This is a genomic window from Hymenobacter jeollabukensis, assembly GCF_005771675.1.
Taxonomy (GTDB): Bacteria; Bacteroidota; Bacteroidia; order Cytophagales; family Hymenobacteraceae; genus Solirubrum; species Solirubrum jeollabukense.
Map to the genome: position 1 here is coordinate 467714 of NZ_VAJM01000003.1, position 15299 is coordinate 483012.

General features: G+C 67.2%; 11 protein-coding genes. 6 read left to right on the top strand and 5 right to left on the bottom strand.

Annotation, left to right across the window (positions count from 1 at the left end; all coding sequences use genetic code 11):
* Window positions 1-33 precede the first annotated feature (33 nt).
* The 3 genes from FDY95_RS09345 to FDY95_RS09355 form a co-directional block, all read right to left on the bottom strand.
* On the bottom strand, window positions 34-840 hold the full coding sequence (locus FDY95_RS09345) for an amidohydrolase (protein ID WP_246073974.1): 807 nt from the start codon (window positions 838-840) through the stop codon (window positions 34-36).
* A 152-nt stretch (window positions 841-992) separates the two neighbouring features.
* Window positions 993-2150 carry a methionine aminotransferase gene (locus FDY95_RS09350; protein ID WP_317129483.1) on the bottom strand — a complete coding sequence of 386 codons (1158 nt, stop codon included), beginning with the start codon at window positions 2148-2150 and terminating at the stop codon, window positions 993-995.
* 190 nt (window positions 2151-2340) lie between these two features.
* Complete coding sequence (locus FDY95_RS09355) at window positions 2341-5379, bottom strand: PAS domain S-box protein (protein WP_171025606.1); 3039 nt, start codon at window positions 5377-5379, stop codon at window positions 2341-2343.
* Between the two features lie 174 nt (window positions 5380-5553).
* Here FDY95_RS09355 and FDY95_RS09360 point away from each other — a divergent pair, with 174 nt between their 5' ends.
* The 4 genes from FDY95_RS09360 (at window position 5554) to FDY95_RS09375 (ending at window position 10172) form a co-directional block, all read left to right on the top strand.
* A complete protein-coding gene (locus FDY95_RS09360) occupies window positions 5554-5949 on the top strand; it encodes a hypothetical protein (RefSeq protein WP_138077052.1) in 396 nt (131 codons plus the stop codon).
* Between the two features lie 61 nt (window positions 5950-6010).
* The gene (locus tag FDY95_RS09365; RefSeq protein WP_138077054.1) at window positions 6011-6409 is read left to right on the top strand and encodes a hypothetical protein; all 399 of its coding nucleotides are present in this window, start codon (window positions 6011-6013) and stop codon (window positions 6407-6409) included.
* Between the two features lie 179 nt (window positions 6410-6588).
* Entirely contained in the window at window positions 6589-9456 is a 2868-nt protein-coding gene (locus tag FDY95_RS09370; RefSeq protein ID WP_138077056.1) for a TolB-like translocation protein, read from the top strand.
* Between the two features lie 140 nt (window positions 9457-9596).
* A complete protein-coding gene (locus tag FDY95_RS09375; RefSeq protein ID WP_138077058.1) occupies window positions 9597-10172 on the top strand; it encodes a fasciclin domain-containing protein in 576 nt (191 codons plus the stop codon).
* Window positions 10173-10366: 194 nt separating this feature from the next.
* Here the strand turns inward: FDY95_RS09375 and msrA are convergent, their stop codons facing one another.
* Window positions 10367-11041, bottom strand: coding sequence for a peptide-methionine (S)-S-oxide reductase MsrA (gene msrA / locus FDY95_RS09380; protein ID WP_138077060.1), 675 nt, complete (start codon window positions 11039-11041; stop codon window positions 10367-10369).
* 161 nt (window positions 11042-11202) lie between these two features.
* Between msrA and FDY95_RS09385 the strand changes: the two genes are divergently transcribed.
* The gene (locus FDY95_RS09385; RefSeq protein WP_138077062.1) at window positions 11203-11802 is read left to right on the top strand and encodes a DUF4136 domain-containing protein; all 600 of its coding nucleotides are present in this window, start codon (window positions 11203-11205) and stop codon (window positions 11800-11802) included.
* A 266-nt stretch (window positions 11803-12068) separates the two neighbouring features.
* Here the strand turns inward: FDY95_RS09385 and FDY95_RS09390 are convergent, their stop codons facing one another.
* Entirely contained in the window at window positions 12069-13370 is a 1302-nt protein-coding gene (locus FDY95_RS09390) for an MFS transporter (protein ID WP_171025607.1), read from the bottom strand.
* A gap of 196 nt (window positions 13371-13566) precedes the next feature.
* Here FDY95_RS09390 and FDY95_RS09395 point away from each other — a divergent pair, with 196 nt between their 5' ends.
* Window positions 13567-15096: a T9SS type A sorting domain-containing protein gene (locus tag FDY95_RS09395; protein ID WP_138077066.1), complete on the top strand. Its 1530-nt coding sequence runs from the start codon at window positions 13567-13569 to the stop codon at window positions 15094-15096.
* Window positions 15097-15299 lie beyond the last annotated feature (203 nt).

Below are 15299 nucleotides of genomic sequence, written 5' to 3' on the forward strand. Positions count from 1 at the left end.
TTGGAAAGCCGTCAGGCCGTCAAACTCACCATCTCACAATTTCACCAACTCACCACTGGTGCGCAGCTCAAACTCGTCGGCGTCGAGCAGGGCGGGGAAGCGGCTGCGGTAGGCCTCCAGGTCGGCGCGGCGCAGGGTGCGGGTGATGCCCGTTTCCTGGTTGCCGACTTCCACCAGGTACTCGCCCTTCATGTCGAGCAGGGCCGAGTCGCCGTCGTAGGGCTGGCCGCCGGGGTCGAGGCCGAGGCAGTTGACGCCCATGGTGTAGGCCTGGTTTTCGATGGCGCGGGCCCGCAGCAGTGTTATCCAGGCGGTGCGGCGGGCGGCGGGCCAGTTGGCCACGTACAGCAGCAGGTCGTAGGGCTGGTGCAGGTCGTTGCGGCTCCACACGGGGAAGCGCAGGTCGTAGCAAATCAGCGGGCAGATGCGCCAGCCGCGCCACTCTTCCACCAGACGCTGCTGCCCGGCGCTGTACACCTCATGCTCGCCAGCCATGCGAAACAGGTGGCGCTTGTCGTAGTGGCTATAGGAGCCGTCGGGGCGCACCCACAGCAGGCGGTTGTAGAAGTGGCCTTCCTCGTCGCGGGTCATCACGCTGCCGGTAATCACGGCGTCGCGGCGGGCGGCCAGCTCGCGCATCCAGGCCAGCGTGGGCCCGTCGACGGGCTCGGCCCAGTGCGCGGCGTCCATGCTAAAGCCGGTGCTGAACATCTCGGGCAGCACGATGAGGTCGGTGGCAACGGATATTTCGGCGATGTGCGCGGCCAGCTCAGCCCGGTTGGTCGCGGGCGAGTGCCACTTCAAGGCAAGCTGAACGAAGGAAACGGTGAGGTCGGACACGGTGGAGGGGCGCTTGGGGTCTTTCCCGAGCATGTTACTGAATTATCGCCGAAAAGCCAAATTGAAATACGCAAAGTGCTACTATTTGCACCGGTATTATGCAACAAGCGCCCGATTTTCAGTTCGATACACCAGCCGCCACCCAGCCGTGCCTACCGCCGGGCGGCAAACTGCTGCAGCCGCTCGGCCGCGGCGCGCAGGGTATCGTCCTGTTTGGCGAAGCAGAAACGCACGAGGCCGTGGTCGGTGCCGTCGTGGTAGAAGGGCGACACGGGCACCACGGCCACGCCAGCTTCCTGCGTCAGACGGCGGGCAAAAGCCACGTCGGCCTCGCCGGGCGCCAATTGCTGGTAGCGCGCCAGCTGGAAGTAGGAGCCCTCGGAGGGCAGTAGCTCGAAGCCGGTGCCCCGCATCAGCTGCCCGAACAGGTCGCGCTTCTGCTGCATGAAGGCCGGCAGGTAGTCGTAGCTGCCGGCGTCGCCGAGCACGTCGGCAATGGCCAGCTGGAAGGGCGTGCTCACGGCGAAGGTGACGAACTGGTGCACGCGGCGCACCTCGGCGCTGAGCGCGGCCGGGGCCACGCAGTAGCCCACCTTCCAGCCGGTGGCGTGGTAGGTTTTGCCAAACGACGACACCACGAAGGCGCGGGCGCGCAGCTCCTCGTGCTGCAGGGCCGAGCGGTGCGGGCGCCCGTCGAAGGTCATGTGCTCGTACACTTCGTCGGAGAGCAGCAGGGTCTCGGTACCGCGCAGCAGCTCGGCCAGCTGCTGCCAGTCGGCTTCGGTCCACACCGCGCCGGTGGGGTTGTGCGGGGTATTCACCATCACCAGGCGGGTGCGCGGCGAAAGGGCGGCGCGCACCTGGTCCCAGTCGGGGCGAAAGTCGGGCAGGCGCAGGGGCACGTACACCGGCCGGCCGCCCGCCAGCCGGATGGCCGGGGCATAGGAATCGTAGGCCGGTTCCAGCACCACCACCTCGTCGCCCGGCCGCACCACGGCCGTGATGACGGCAAACAGCGCCTCGGTGGCGCCGCTGCACACGGTGATGTCAGTGCCAGCGTCAGGCGCCGCGACGCCGTAGACGCGGGCGGTTTTCTCGGCAATCAGCTCGCGCAGGCGCATCAGCCCGGGCATGGGCGCGTACTGGTGCTGGCTGCCCTGGGCGTGGCGCACCAGGGCCTCGGTAAGGGCGGCGGGCGGGTTGAAGTCGGGAAAGCCCTGAGCGAGGTTGATGGCGCCGTGCTCGGTGGCCAGCTGGGTCATCACCGCGAAAATGCTGGTGCCGACGTCGGGGAGTTTGGAGGTAAGCAAGGTGGGAAGTGGAGAATGGCGAATAAAAGGCCCGTCATCCTGAGCGCAGCGCAGGACCTTGCTTGCCCCCTGCACCAGCCCTTAAGTCCTGGCGACTGACGTTCCGGCAAAGGGCGTTGGTGGCTGCGCTTCTCGTTCGTGCAGGGTGTGAGGAAGGTTCTGCGCTGCGCTCAGGATGACAAACGTAATGTTACGGCATCAACTGTCCATTCCCACCCACCGGCAGCCACACCCGGAACGTGGTGCCCTCGCCCACCTGGCTTTCCACCTCCAGCTTGCCGCCGTGGGCCTGCACCAGGCGCTGCACCAGGTACAGCCCGGTGCCCGAGCCGGGCACGTGGTCGTGGAAGCGGCGGAACAGCTGAAACAGCTCCTTGCCGTGGCGCTCCAGATCGATGCCCAGGCCGTTGTCCTGCACGGTGAGCTGCACGGCATCGGGCAGGCGCTCCGTCCACACGCGGATGCGGGGCGGCCGGTCGGGGGCGCGGTACTTCACGGCGTTGCTGAGCAGGTTGTAGAGCACGCTCTGCAGGTTGGGGCGGATAAACTCCACGGCGGGTACCGCGGCAAAGTCGGTTTCCACCACGGCCCCGGCCCCACGCACCTGCTCGCCGATGCTGTGCAGCACTTCCTGGGTGAGCCGCTCCAGGCGCACTTCCTCCGGGGCGGCCGTCAGGCTGTGTTTCTGGGCCTGCACCAGCGCCGACAGCTCCTGAATGGTGGTGTAAATCTGCTCCAGCGAGTGTTCGAACATCGTTACCAGCGCCGGGGCATCGGGGTCGTCGAAGCGGGCCGAGCGCACCAGCTCGTGGAAGATGCCGCCCATGTTGTCGATGGGCTGGCGCAGGTCGTGCGAGGCGGTGTAGACGAAGTTGTCCAGGTCCTGGTTGATGCGCATCAGCTCGGCGTTGCGCGCCTCCATGTCGTGCTGAAACCGCTTGTAGTCGTCGATGTCGGTGCTGGTGCCGAACCAGCGCACGATGCGGCCGTGCACGTCGCGCATGGGGCGGGCGCGGTGCAGGTGCCAGCGGTACTGCCCGTCGGCGGCGCGGCGCAGGCGGTTTTCGTGTTCGTGCACGCGGCCCAGGCGCACGTTTTCGCGGAGGGTGTGCTCGGCCAGGTCGCGTTCGGACTCGGGCACCAGCGCCCCCCAGCCGTGCTGCTGCACCTCGGCCAGCGCCAGGCCGGTGTACTTCTGCCATTCCTCGTTTAGGAAGCTCGGCGTGCCGTCGGGCTCCAGCGTCCACACCAGCTGCGGAATACTGTCGGCCAGGAAGCGGAACTCGACCTCGGAGCGGCGCAGCTCGGCCTGCAGCTCGTACTGCTCGTGGATGTCGGTATTGGAGCCGAACAGGCGCAGCACCGCGCCGTCGATGTCCAGCTCGGGCACGCCGTGCACCAGGTGCCAGCGGTACTGCCCGTCGCGGCGGCGCAGGCGCACTTCCATCACGTAGGAGCGCCGCGTCTGCAGGGCCGTGACGATGCGCGCCCGGGCCGGGGCCACGTCGTCGGGGTGCAGGGCCTGCAGCCAGCCGGCTTCGGGGCCGAGCACGGTGGGGTCCTGCGCATCCTGGCCGGTGAGGCGGAACCACTGCGGGCTGAGGTAGTCGAGGCGGCCGTGGGCGTCGGCCGTCCAGATGATGTGCGGAATGCTCTGGGTGAGCAGCCGGAACCGCTCTTCGGAGCGCCGCAGCCGCTCGTGCAGCTCCTGCTGCTCGTGCACGTCGGTGAGCGAGCCGTACCAGCGGCTGAGGCGGCCCTGCTCGTCGAACACCGGCAGGGAGCGGATCAGGTGCCAGCAGTACTGCCCGTCGTGGCGACGCAGGCGCAGCTGGGTGGTCCAGGGCGTGCGGGCGCGGCGGGCGCGGGCAAAGGAAGTAGCCACCGCAGCCAGGTCGGCGGGGTGCACGAAGCTGCGCCAGTCGCGGCCCCCGGCGGCTAGGCTGGGCACGCCGGTGTAGTCGCCCCACTGCGGGCTCACGTACACCACCCGGCCGCTGGGCGCCTGGCTGAAACTGATCAGCGGCAGGGCCTCCGTCATGGCGCGCACCTGCTCGTTGCGGCGGCGCCCGGCGGCGGTCAGCCGCTCGCTGCGCTGCTGGGCCTGCACCCGCTCGGTGGCGTCGATGGCAAAGAAGAGCACGCCCTGCACCAGGCCCTGCTCGGTCAGCAGGGGCTGCAGCGTCAGGTCGTAGTAGTGGCGGGTGGGCTGGCCGCTGGCGGCGTTCAGCCAGTCGAGCGGGCAGGCCTGCCGGGTGATGGTGCGGCCCAGGTGGTAAGCCTCGTCGAGCAGGGCCGACAAGCCCTGCTGCTGAAACTCCGGCACCGTCTCATTTACCGACCAGCCCGGGCGCAGGCGGCCGCCGAGCAGCTCCTGAAAGTTGGGCGTGACGAAGGAGCAGATGTGCTCGGTGCCGAACAGCGTAGCCACATAGGCGGGCACCTCGCCCAAGATCTGCTGCAGCTGCCGGTCCTTGGCCAGCAGGCGCTGCTGCACGCGCTTGGCGTCGTCGATGTCGGTGCAGGTGCCCAACCATTGACTCACGCGTCCCTGGGCGGTGCGCAGGGGCTGGGCCTGCACCAGAAACCAGCGGTAGCGGCCGTCGTGGGCGCGCAGGCGCAGCTCGGCGCGGTAGGGCTCGGCGCCGGTGAGGGCCTGCTGCCAGCGCGCGGCGGCGGCGGGCGCGTCGGCCGGGTGCAGGGCGGCCGTCCAGGCCGGGTCGGCCGCGCCGAGACCGGGCAGGCCGGTGTAGTCCAGCCAGCGCTGGTTGAAGTAGTCGGGGCGGCCCTGGGCGTTGGTGGTCCACACCAGCTGCGGAATCACCTCGCTCAGAAAGCGAAACTGCTCCTGTTGGCGACGCGGCGCGGCAGCGGATGCTGCGGCTGGCGCCGGGGCGGCGGGCGCTACCAGCAGGTAGCGCAGCTCGGCGGCGGCATCGGCGGGCACGGGGCGCAGCGTGAGCGGCTGCGGGCCGGCGGCGGTGAGCAGCCGCACGGTTTGCTCCCGGCGCTCCTGGCGCAATTCGGTCATCAGCTGCGGCCAGTCGGCGTCGGCCAGGGGCAGGGCGGTGGCGGCGTCGGTGCCCTGCAGCTCGGCAGTCGGGCGGCCCAGCCACTGGCCCATGGCGGCGTTGGCGGCCACCACGGTCTGATCGGCCGCCAGCGCCAGCTGGGGCGTCGGTAAGGCGTCGAACAGAAGCCCGAAATCAGGGGCCGGAGACGAAGACATGACGGCGCGGGAGCGAAAAATCGGTGGGGCAGCGTATCCCAAAGATACACTTCGGGCCGGGGGCATGGGCGGTCCGGGGCCGACAATCCGGAATTTTTTTGGCTGATCGACCAGCAGAAGCGCAACCCTGCGGGCTATACCGCCGTTTACGGCCGATTGCCCTTTCCCGCCCGCATGGCTCTACGCCTCCTCCACCAGGATGCTGTTATCAGCATTTCTTACGATTACACCAACGACTGGCTCTACGTCGACTGGCAGGCCGAGCAGGATGCCTTTTCGGTGCAGGCCGGGGCGCTGAAGATGCTGGAGCTGCTGCGCCAGGAGCGGGCCCGCAAGGTGCTCAACGACAACCGCCGGGTGCAGACGATTTGGGCCGACGCCTCGGAGTGGGGCGGCAAGGTGTGGTTCCCGCTCATGGCCGAAGCCGGGCTGGAATATTTTGCCTGGGTGTACTCGCCCAACGTGTACAGCCGTCTGAGCACCGACCTCACGCTGCAACACACCAGCAAGCCCGTCGTAATGACTTTTGACAGCATCGACACGGCCAGTGCCTGGCTGCGGCAGATGTAAGGCCCGCCGGGCCGGAGCATCGGGGCGCAGCGGCTGTCGCTCCACCGTTAGCCCGTTATCCATGCTCCGCCACCTATATCACGACGAGGCCCTGCGCCTCGACTACGACCCCGACCACCGCTGGCTCTACGCCGACTGGCAGCCCCGGCAGGATGTACGCACGGCCCACCGCGGCTGCGCCACCCTGCTGCACTACGCCCGCCAGCAGGGTTGCTGCAAGGTGCTCAACGATAACCGCCTGGTATGCACCCTCTGGGCCGACGCGGCCGAATGGGTGGGCACCGCGTTTATGCGCGAGCTGAGCGAGTCCGGCGTGCAGTATTTCGCCTGGGTCTACGCCCAGAGCATCTACGGCCGCCTGAGCATAAACCAGGCCCTGGCCTACGCCGAGCAGCCCACCATCCGCGCCTTCGACGACTACACCGCCGCCGCCAACTGGCTCGACAGCTGCCGCGACTGAGCGAAGTTTGTGAGTTTGAAAGGGTAAGAGTTTAAGAGGCGGTAGCGTCGGGTCAGGAGTTGCAGAAAATCCATTCTATAGCTCTCAACCTCTGTAGCTCCCCAACTCTTGCCCGCCTAAACTCTTGTCCGGGCTTCTCTGGTTGCAAATGCGGGGCGGGCTGGGCAGCTTTACCGCTGATGCTCCGCTCCGCCTTCCTTGCTCCGCTGCTGCTGGGCGCGGCCCTGCCCGCCGCCGCCCAGAGCCTGCCCATTCTCGACCAGAACCCGCCCGCGCTGCGCTGGCAACGGGTGCGCACGCCGCATTTCCGCGTGCTCTACCCCGCCGGCTTCGATTCGGCGGCCCAGCACACGGCCCGGCGCCTGGAGCAGGCGCACGCCGCCGGCACCCGGTCGTTGGGCGTGGCGGCGCGGCCCCTCACGGTGGTGCTGCAGACGCAAACCACCGTCAGCAACGGCTTCGTGACGTTTCTGCCCCGGCGGGCCGAGTTTTTCGTGGTGCCGCCGCAGGAGGCCAGCCTGGGCACCGTCGACTGGCTGGATCAGCTGGTGGTGCACGAGTTCCGGCACGTGGGGCAGTTCGACAAGGCCCGGCAGGGCCTGGGCCGGGTGCTGGTGCCCCTGCTCGGCGACGGCGCCCTGGGCGTGATGTCGGTGGGCGTGCCGCCGTGGTTTTTCGAGGGCGACGCCGTGGGCACCGAAACGGCCCTGACGCGCAGCGGCCGGGGCCGCATTCCCTCGTTCGACGTGGGCCTGCGCGCCAACCTGCTGGCCGGCCGCCGCTACTCGTACCCGGAGGCCGTGTGCGGCTCGTTCCGCCACCAGGTGCCCAACTGGTACACGCTGGGCTACTTCCTGACCTCCTACGTGAAAAGCCACCACGGCCCCGACGCCTGGGACCGGGTGCTCGACCACTACTACCGCTTTCCGTTCTACCCGTTTTCGTTTTCGGCCGGCATCCGCCGCGTCACCGGGCTGAAGGTGGAGCAGGTGTACCAGCGCGCCATGCAGGAGGCCGATTCGGCGTGGCGCGCCCGGCAGCAGGAGCGGCCCGTCACGGCGGCACAGGACTTCGCCGGGCAGGCTTCGACGAAGATTTACACCAATTACGAATACCCGCAGTACCTCACCGACAGCACCGTGCTGGCCCTGAAAGCGGGCTTGGACGACATTGCGCAGTGGGTGCGCCTGGGCCGCCACGGCCGCGAGCAGAAAGTGTTTGTGCCGGGGCTGATTCACCTGCCCGAGGGCCTGAGCGTGGCCGCCGGCAAGGTGGTCTGGCCCGAATACCAGCCCGACCCGCGCTGGGGCCAGCGCACCTACTCCGAGCTGCGCGTACTCGATCTGGCTACGGGCAAGCTCACCCGCCTCACCCGCCGCACGCGCTACACCAGCGCCGCCCTCTCGCCCGACGGCCAGCGCCTCGTCGTCACCGAAACCGACGACAGCTACCGGCACCACCTGCGCCTGCTCGATGCCCGCACCGGCGCCGTGCTCCAGACCTGGCCCAACCCCCAGAACCGCCTCTACCTGCAGCCCCGCTTTTTGCCCGACGGGCAGCGCGTGGTAGCCGTGGTGCTCGACAAGGCCGGCAAAACCATCGAGCTGCTCGACCCGACTGCCGGCTCGGCCCGCGCCCTGCTGCCCGCGGCCAACGTGAACCTGAGCAACCCCGTGCCCTGGCAGGACTACGTGCTCTACAACTCACCGCAGTCGGGCATCGACAACCTGCACGCCGTCAGCCTCACCACCGGGCAGACGTACCAGGTCACCAGCCGGCCGCTGGGCGCCTACCACGCCGCCGTCAGCCCCGACGGCCGGCACCTGGCTTTCCATGATTTCCGGGCCCAGGGCAGCCGCATCGTCGAAATGCCGCTAAACCCCACCGCCTGGACGCCGGTGACGCCGCCGGCCGCCGACCCCGAGCGGCTGTACTCCGGGCAGCTTTCGGCCACCGACCCCGGCGCCCCGCGCCTGCGCCCGCAGCTCAGCGCCCCCGACTCGGCCGGGCGCTTTCCGGTGCGGCCCTACTCGCCGCTGGCCCACGCCTTTCACGTGTTCAGCTACGGCTTGGTGCAGAGTCCCGAGGGTACCGGGCTGAGTTTGGGCGTCCGCTCCCAGGACTACCTGAGCACCACCCAGGCCATTGCCGGCGCGAGCTTCGACCAGACCGAGCGCACCGGCGCCCTGTTCGCGGGCCTGAGCTACCAGGGCCGCTACCCGGTGTTCGACCTCGACGTGACCCACGGCGGGCGCAATTCCGGCCTCATCGTGGGCGGCACTGAATACCGTGACCAGTGGCGCTACACCCGCCTGCGCACCGGCCTGCGCCTGCCGCTCACCCTGACGCGCTCCAAGTACCTGCAGGCGCTGACCCTGGGCGCCTACTACCTGCACGAGGAAGTGCGCAGCTACGACCTGCCCGCCCGTTACCTTAGCGACGTAGGCCCGAACAACCCGCTCAACGCCCTCGAAACCACCCTTAGCTACGCCCGCCAGCTCAAGCAGAGCGCCCGCGACGTGGGCCCGCGCTGGGGCCAGGCCCTGCTGCTGACCGGCCGTTTCACGCCCTTCGGCCACGGGCTCGATGCCCGGCAGTGGGCCGCCATCGGCAGCGTGTACTTTCCCGGCATCGGCAAGCACCATTCGCTGCGGCTGCGCGGCGGCTACCAGCGCCAGCAGCAGCGCGAGTACCAGTTTGCCCCGGCCGTGTTCTTTCCCCGGGCTTCCAGCTACACCGGCTTCGACCGGCTGGCCGTGGGCAGCGCCGAGTACCGCCTGCCCTTGTTCGACGCGCACTGGGCCGCGGGCCGCTGGCTGTACGTGCAGCGCTTCAAGAGCACGGCTTTCGTCGACGTGGCGCGGGGGCGTAATCTGAGCGGCCGCCTCATGGGCACGCGCGACTACCGCAACGTGGGCGGCTCGGTGTCGGTGGTGTTCAACGTGCTGCGCCTGCGCACCCCGCTCGAAACCGGCCTGCGGGCCGTGTACGACACCTACGTCGGGCAGTGGCGCTTCGATCCGCTGGTGCTGGATATCGGCATCTGATAGGGGTGGTCGAGAGAAATATAAAGGGCCTGGTAAATAGGATGATGGCAGGAAGGTGAAAGAAAAATATGCGGGCTGGTAAATCCGCTGCCGAGCCGGGCGGCGTAGGTGCAGCACATTCACTCTCCGCATTCCTCCTGATGAAAAAGAACCTGTTTTCTCTGGCCCTGATTGCCCTGCTAGGCGGTGCTTCGTATTCGGCTTCGGCTCAGTCGGCCCAACTCTCGCCCAACAGCGTGATGGTGGGCGGCATGGCCATGCTGCCGAGCAAAAATATTGTCGAAAACGCCGTCAACTCCAAGGACCACACCACGCTGGTAGCCGCCGTGAAAGCCGCCGGTTTGGTGGAAACGCTGCAGGGCAAGGGCCCCTTTACCGTCTTCGCGCCGGTAAACGACGCTTTTGAAAATCTGCCTGCGGGCACCGTGGAAAGCCTTTTGAAGCCCGAAAGCAAGGCCGCGCTGACCAAGGTGCTGACCTACCACGTGGTGGCCGGCAACATGACCGCCGACAAGCTGATGGCCGCCATCAAAGCCGGCAAGGGCAAGGCCACGCTCAAGACCGTGAGCGGCGGCACCCTGACGGCCATGATGAACGGCCCGCACAACGTAGTGCTCGTCGACGAGGGCGGCAACGTGGCCAGCATCTCGACCTACGACGTGCTGCAGAGCAACGGCGTCATCCACGTCATCGACAAAGTGCTGCTGCCCAAATAAGCTGCACTCACTGACGCATCAAACCCCGCCAACAGCATTCAGTTGGCGGGGTTTGGTGTTTATGCGAAAATTGAATTATTGCCAATGGTAGCTCAGCTGAAGAAGCATAGACTTGCCAACGAAGCAGCAGCAAAAAGCCCTGCCGGTTTCGCAAACCGGCAGGGCAGTAATCGTGCGTTTCGGCAAGCAAGCCCTTACGTACCCGATTTCTTTATCAGCTCCGGAAACGCCTTCGCGAAGTGGTTGTAGCGCGGCGTCGACACGTTGCGGATATAGGGGTTGTCGGGGTGGTTGACGAAGTAGTCCTGGTGGTAGCGCTCGGCCGGGTAGAAGGCCTTGAACGGCACCACCTGCGTCACGATGGGGCTGGGGTAGAGCTTGGCGGCGTTGACGCGCTGGATTTCGGCTTCGATCTGCTGCTTTTCCTGCGGACTGCGGTAAAAGGCAATGGAGCGGTACTCCTCGCCCGCGTCGGGGCCCTGGCGGTTGAGCGTGGTCGGGTCGTGCTGCACGAAAAACACCTTCAGCAGCGTCGGGAAGCTGATGACCTTCGGGTCGTAGTACACCTGGATGGCCTCGGCGTGGCCGGTGCCGCCGCGGCCCACCTGCTCGTAGGTGGGGTTGGGCACGGTGCCGCCCGCGTGGCCCGAAATGACGGTGCGCACCCCCTTCAGGCTTTCAAACACGTGCTCGGCGCACCAGTAGCAGCCGCTGGCAAAGGTGGCCACGGCCTCGCCCGGCTGGGGCTTGGGCAGCTCGGCAAAGCGGTGGTCTTCCTGCGGCGGCGTAGCCGCCTCGTTGCCGCCGGAGCGGGCTTCGCAGCTGACCGCGCCCAGCGCCGCCAGCAGTAACACAAGTAGTTGTTTCATTCGGAGCATATTCATCAGGCTGAACATACGAGCGGGCGGATTGATTCGGATGCGGCCGCAGAAACCAGCCCGGTACTGCTGAGTCTGCGGCCGTGCGGACACAACCAATTGGCCGCAAGCGGGGTAGGAGGAAGTCATACCATTCATCAACCGCTACCGACATGCAACGCCATTCGATAACTGCGCTGCTGCTGCTGATCCTGGGCTGGCTCGGCGCCTGCTCATCCGTCAACGTGCAGGAGCAGGCCAACGTGGATTACGCGCAGTACCGCACCTACGCCTGGGCCGACACCGAGGTGAAAACCGACAACACCCAGGGGCCGGCTCTGCGCAGCCAGCTGCAGGACAATGTGCTGCGCCCGGCCATCGACGCGGAGCTGGCCAAGCGTGGCCTCACCCAGGCCACCAGCGGCAAGCCCGATCTGTACCTGACTTACCACCTCTACGTGGAGCAGGCCGAGCGCACCGTGGCCAACCCGCCCAACCCCGCCGTACCCATAAGCTACCCCTACCTGGTGAGCTACCGCGGCGCCATCATTCCCGTCAATTACACCCGCTGGTACCAGGCGCCGAGCGGCTACCGTACCGAAACCTACCAGGAAGGCATGCTGGTGCTCGACTTCATCGACGCCCGCACCAACAACATGATCTGGCGCGGCTCCGTGTCCGACGCCGTCAACAACCCCGCCCGCGCCGGGGAGCGGTTCGCCGAATCCGCCCGCGACATTCTCGACAAATTTCCGGTGAAGGAGCAGAAGTGAGGAGGCGGTGAACAGATTTTGGATGAACAGATGAATAGGGCGTCATCCTGAGCAGAGCGAAGGACCTTCCTCGAGCCCTGCACCAACCTAGAAGCGCAGCCACCGTCGCCCAATCATTCGGGCAAGGGTGGCTGCGCTTGGTCGTTGCTATCAGTTGCTGAACAGCGTCGGCTCGTTGTTGGCAGCGGCGGTGCGGGTCTGGAGGAAGGTCCTTCGCTCTGCTCAGGATGACGTTCTGGTTTTCCGGCTGACCGGAGGCGCCTTACCTACTCGCCCTCAATCCGGGACGTGTGCTTGGTGTCGGCCATGTGCCAGTACACCAGCAGCGACAGGGCCGCGCACAGTGTCACGTACCAGTAATAAGCCGGCTCCAGGCCCCATTGCTTGGCTTGCAGGGCGATGTACTCGGCCGTGCCGCCGAAAATGGCCACCGTGAGGGCGTAGGGCAGGCCCACCCCGAGGGCGCGAATGTGCGTGGGGAACAGCTCGGCTTTCACCACCGCGTTGATGGCCGTGTAGCCGCTCATCACCACGATGGCCAGCACCAGCAGCCCGAAAGCTGCCCAGGCATTGGTGGTGTGGGCCAGCAGCGTGAGTAGCGGCACCGTGCCCAACGTGGCGCCTACCCCGAAGAACAGCAGCACCGGCCGCCGGCCCACGCGGTCGGAGAGGGCGCCGATGAGGGGCTGCAGCACCAGGGCCACGGCCAGCGTCCAGAAGGAAATCTGTGCGGCCTGCTCGCGGCTGAAGCCGGCCGTGTTGACCAGGAATTTCTGGGCGTAGGTGGTGAAGGTGTAGAACACGATGGTGCCGCCTAGCGTCAGGCCCACTACCGTCAGCACCTCGCGCGGGTGGCGCAGCAGCACGCGCAGCTTGCTTTCCGTCACCACGTCGGCTTCGGCGGCCTGCTGCTCGCTGAACGAGGCCGTTTCGGCCATGTGCCGCCGCAGGTACAGCGCCACCAGCGCCGCCGCCGCCCCGATGACGAAGGGCACGCGCCAGCCCCAGCGCTGCAACTCGGCGGGCGTGAGCAGCTGCTGCAAACCCAGCTGCACCAGCAGGGCCAGCAGCTGCCCGGCCAGCAACGTCACGTACTGAAAGCTGGAGTAGAAGCCGCGGTGGCGGGCGTCGGCCATTTCGCTCAGGTAAGTGGCCGAGGTGCCGTACTCGCCGCCCACGCTCAGGCCCTGCAGCAGCCGCGCCAGCACCAGCAGCACCGGCGCCGCCCACCCGATCTGCGCGAAGCCCGGGGTGAGGGCAATGAGCAGCGAGCCGGCGCACATCAGCAGCACCGAGAGCAGCAGGGCGGCTTTGCGGCCGTGGCTGTCGGCGTAGGTGCCCATCAGCCAGCCGCCCAGGGGCCGCATCAGAAAGCCCACCGCAAACACGGCCGCCGAGTTGAGCAGCTGCAGGGTAAGGTTGCCGCTGGGAAAGAACACCGGCGCGAAGTACAGGGCAAAGGCCGAGTACACGTACCAGTCGTACCACTCCACCAGGTTGCCGATGGAGCCGCTGATGATGGAGCGGATGCGGGCGCTGGTAGTGCGCGGGGGAGAAGCCGAAGTCATGCCGGCAAATGAACGGAGCTTTGCGCACAAGCCAGTGGGGCGCATCTTTCCGCACGCACTATATTGCTGACAAGGCCCGGGCCCAGCGTCTACCCACAGCCCGGCCGGGTATGGCCCTACTACCCAGCGGGTCGATTTAGCCTGATTGTGTTTGATTATGCCCTTTTTCGTTGTCGCAGTCGGATACTCTTGTTTTATGCGTGCTTTCTTCCTGCTTCTGCTACTGACCACTGTAATCTACGCTGCTCCGGCCCAGCGCCTGACCCGCGAGCGGGTGTACGTAGGCGCCAGCATCTACCGGTTTGGCATGGCCCACAAGGTGGCTCCACGCCATGTGCTGACCAGCATAGCTAAGCGTGGCTTCCAGATGCCCGGGTTTTGGCAACGTGGGGTCATCCTGGACCCACAGCTGGACACGACTACTACGTTGCTGCGCTTTTACAACCTGAACGGCAACTATTTCCAGCCGCTGCCAGCGGGCGGCTACGTGTATATCTTCGGGGTGCCAAGCGCGCAGCCAGCCGACTTCCAAGATGTCACGCTGCGCCGCTACCGCCCGGACCTGACGCTGCGCTGGGCGAGCACTTTCGACCTGTTCCCCGGCCAGCAGGATTTGGGCAACGGGCTGCTGGTCACCGACGAGGCCTATTTCCTGAGCGCCTACAGCTTCTACAATGCGGACCGCACGCGCCACATGGTGCTCAAGACCGACACGGCCGGCACCGTGCTCTGGCGCAAGAACTACGGCTGGAGTGTGACCGACTTCAACCTGGACATGCAGTTCACCCGCCAGGGCCACCTGCTGCTCTACGGCTTCACGGGCAACTACGCCACGGGCACCGTCGAACTGAAGCTGCTGCTGCTCAACCAGCAGGGCGACTCGCTGCGCGGCCTGCACTACGCTCCGCTCGGGCCCGGCCGCGACGTGGCGCCGCCCGGGGAATGGCAAAACAGCAGCTTACTGCCGCTCTCGGACGGCGGGTTTCTATGTACGATGGCCGTCGATTCGGCCGCGGGCTGGCCGGCGCTACCGCTGGCGGTGAAAGTGGACGCGCAGCTGCGCCCGCAGTGGACCCACGTGTGGCGCTACCAGCCCACCGGGCCGCTGCAGCCGGGCCGCGCGCTGGGCTCCTTCGGCTCGGCCCTGGAGCTGGCCGACGGCTCGCTGCTGCTGCTGGCCCACTTCGACCAAACCCCGCTGAACGTGGCCACGCCCTACTACCTGCTGCGCCTGGACGGGGCCACGGGCCGGCAGCTGGCCCGCTACGCGCTGCCCAGCCCGGCCTGCAACCGCCCGCAGCCCTACCAGCTGCTCGCGGACGGCGACAGCGCCGCCTACGTGCTGGGTTCGTGCACGGCCAGCGCCACGGGGGCGGCCATTCAGGCGCCTTATGCAGCGCGGCTGAGCTTGCGCGGGCTGCCGGGAATCGTCACGGCGGCCGGGCGGCCACGTGGCACCGGCAAAGAGGTCGGCCTGGGTGTGCCCTATCCCAACCCGGCCGCACAGGCCGTGCGCGTGCCTTACCGTCGCTCCGCCGCCGGGCCCGCCGCAGTGGCCCTCTTCGATGCGCTGGGGCGCCCGGTGCGCACCGTGGCGGTGCCGGGTGCGCCCACTGGGGAGGTGGTAGTGCCGTTGAACGGGCTGCCGGCCGGCGTTTACAGCCTGCGCTACGAGCAGAGCAACGTACCTGCGGGGCCGGCGCAGCGGCTGGTCGTGCAGCCATAAATGCTTATGGGCTGATAATGGGCTAGCGGTGCGCGGGGCAGGTGCCGAATGCATACACCCGCAGGATGGGGCATCCCCGGCACAACGAGAGGCCACTGCCGGGCCAGATGGCAGCGTCACGCTCGGCTGGAGGTACCGCAGTAGCAGCTAATAGGTGTCTTTAGAGGAGTATTTGTAATTATTATTACTAATTATTGTGGAAA

What these genes read in the sequence shown, in the direction of transcription:
- FDY95_RS09355 (WP_171025606.1), bottom strand. Translation starts at nt 5,379, where the DNA reads ATGTCTTCGTCTCCGGCCCCTGATTTCGGGCTTCTGTTCGACGCCTTA.
- FDY95_RS09360 (WP_138077052.1), top strand. Translation starts at nt 5,554, where the DNA reads ATGGCTCTACGCCTCCTCCACCAGGATGCTGTTATCAGCATTTCTTAC.
- FDY95_RS09365 (WP_138077054.1), top strand. Translation starts at nt 6,011, where the DNA reads ATGCTCCGCCACCTATATCACGACGAGGCCCTGCGCCTCGACTACGAC.
- FDY95_RS09370 (WP_138077056.1), top strand. Translation starts at nt 6,589, where the DNA reads ATGCTCCGCTCCGCCTTCCTTGCTCCGCTGCTGCTGGGCGCGGCCCTG.
- FDY95_RS09375 (WP_138077058.1), top strand. Translation starts at nt 9,597, where the DNA reads ATGAAAAAGAACCTGTTTTCTCTGGCCCTGATTGCCCTGCTAGGCGGT.
- msrA (WP_138077060.1), bottom strand. Translation starts at nt 11,041, where the DNA reads ATGAAACAACTACTTGTGTTACTGCTGGCGGCGCTGGGCGCGGTCAGC.
- FDY95_RS09385 (WP_138077062.1), top strand. Translation starts at nt 11,203, where the DNA reads ATGCAACGCCATTCGATAACTGCGCTGCTGCTGCTGATCCTGGGCTGG.
- FDY95_RS09390 (WP_171025607.1), bottom strand. Translation starts at nt 13,370, where the DNA reads ATGACTTCGGCTTCTCCCCCGCGCACTACCAGCGCCCGCATCCGCTCC.
- FDY95_RS09395 (WP_138077066.1), top strand. Translation starts at nt 13,567, where the DNA reads ATGCGTGCTTTCTTCCTGCTTCTGCTACTGACCACTGTAATCTACGCT.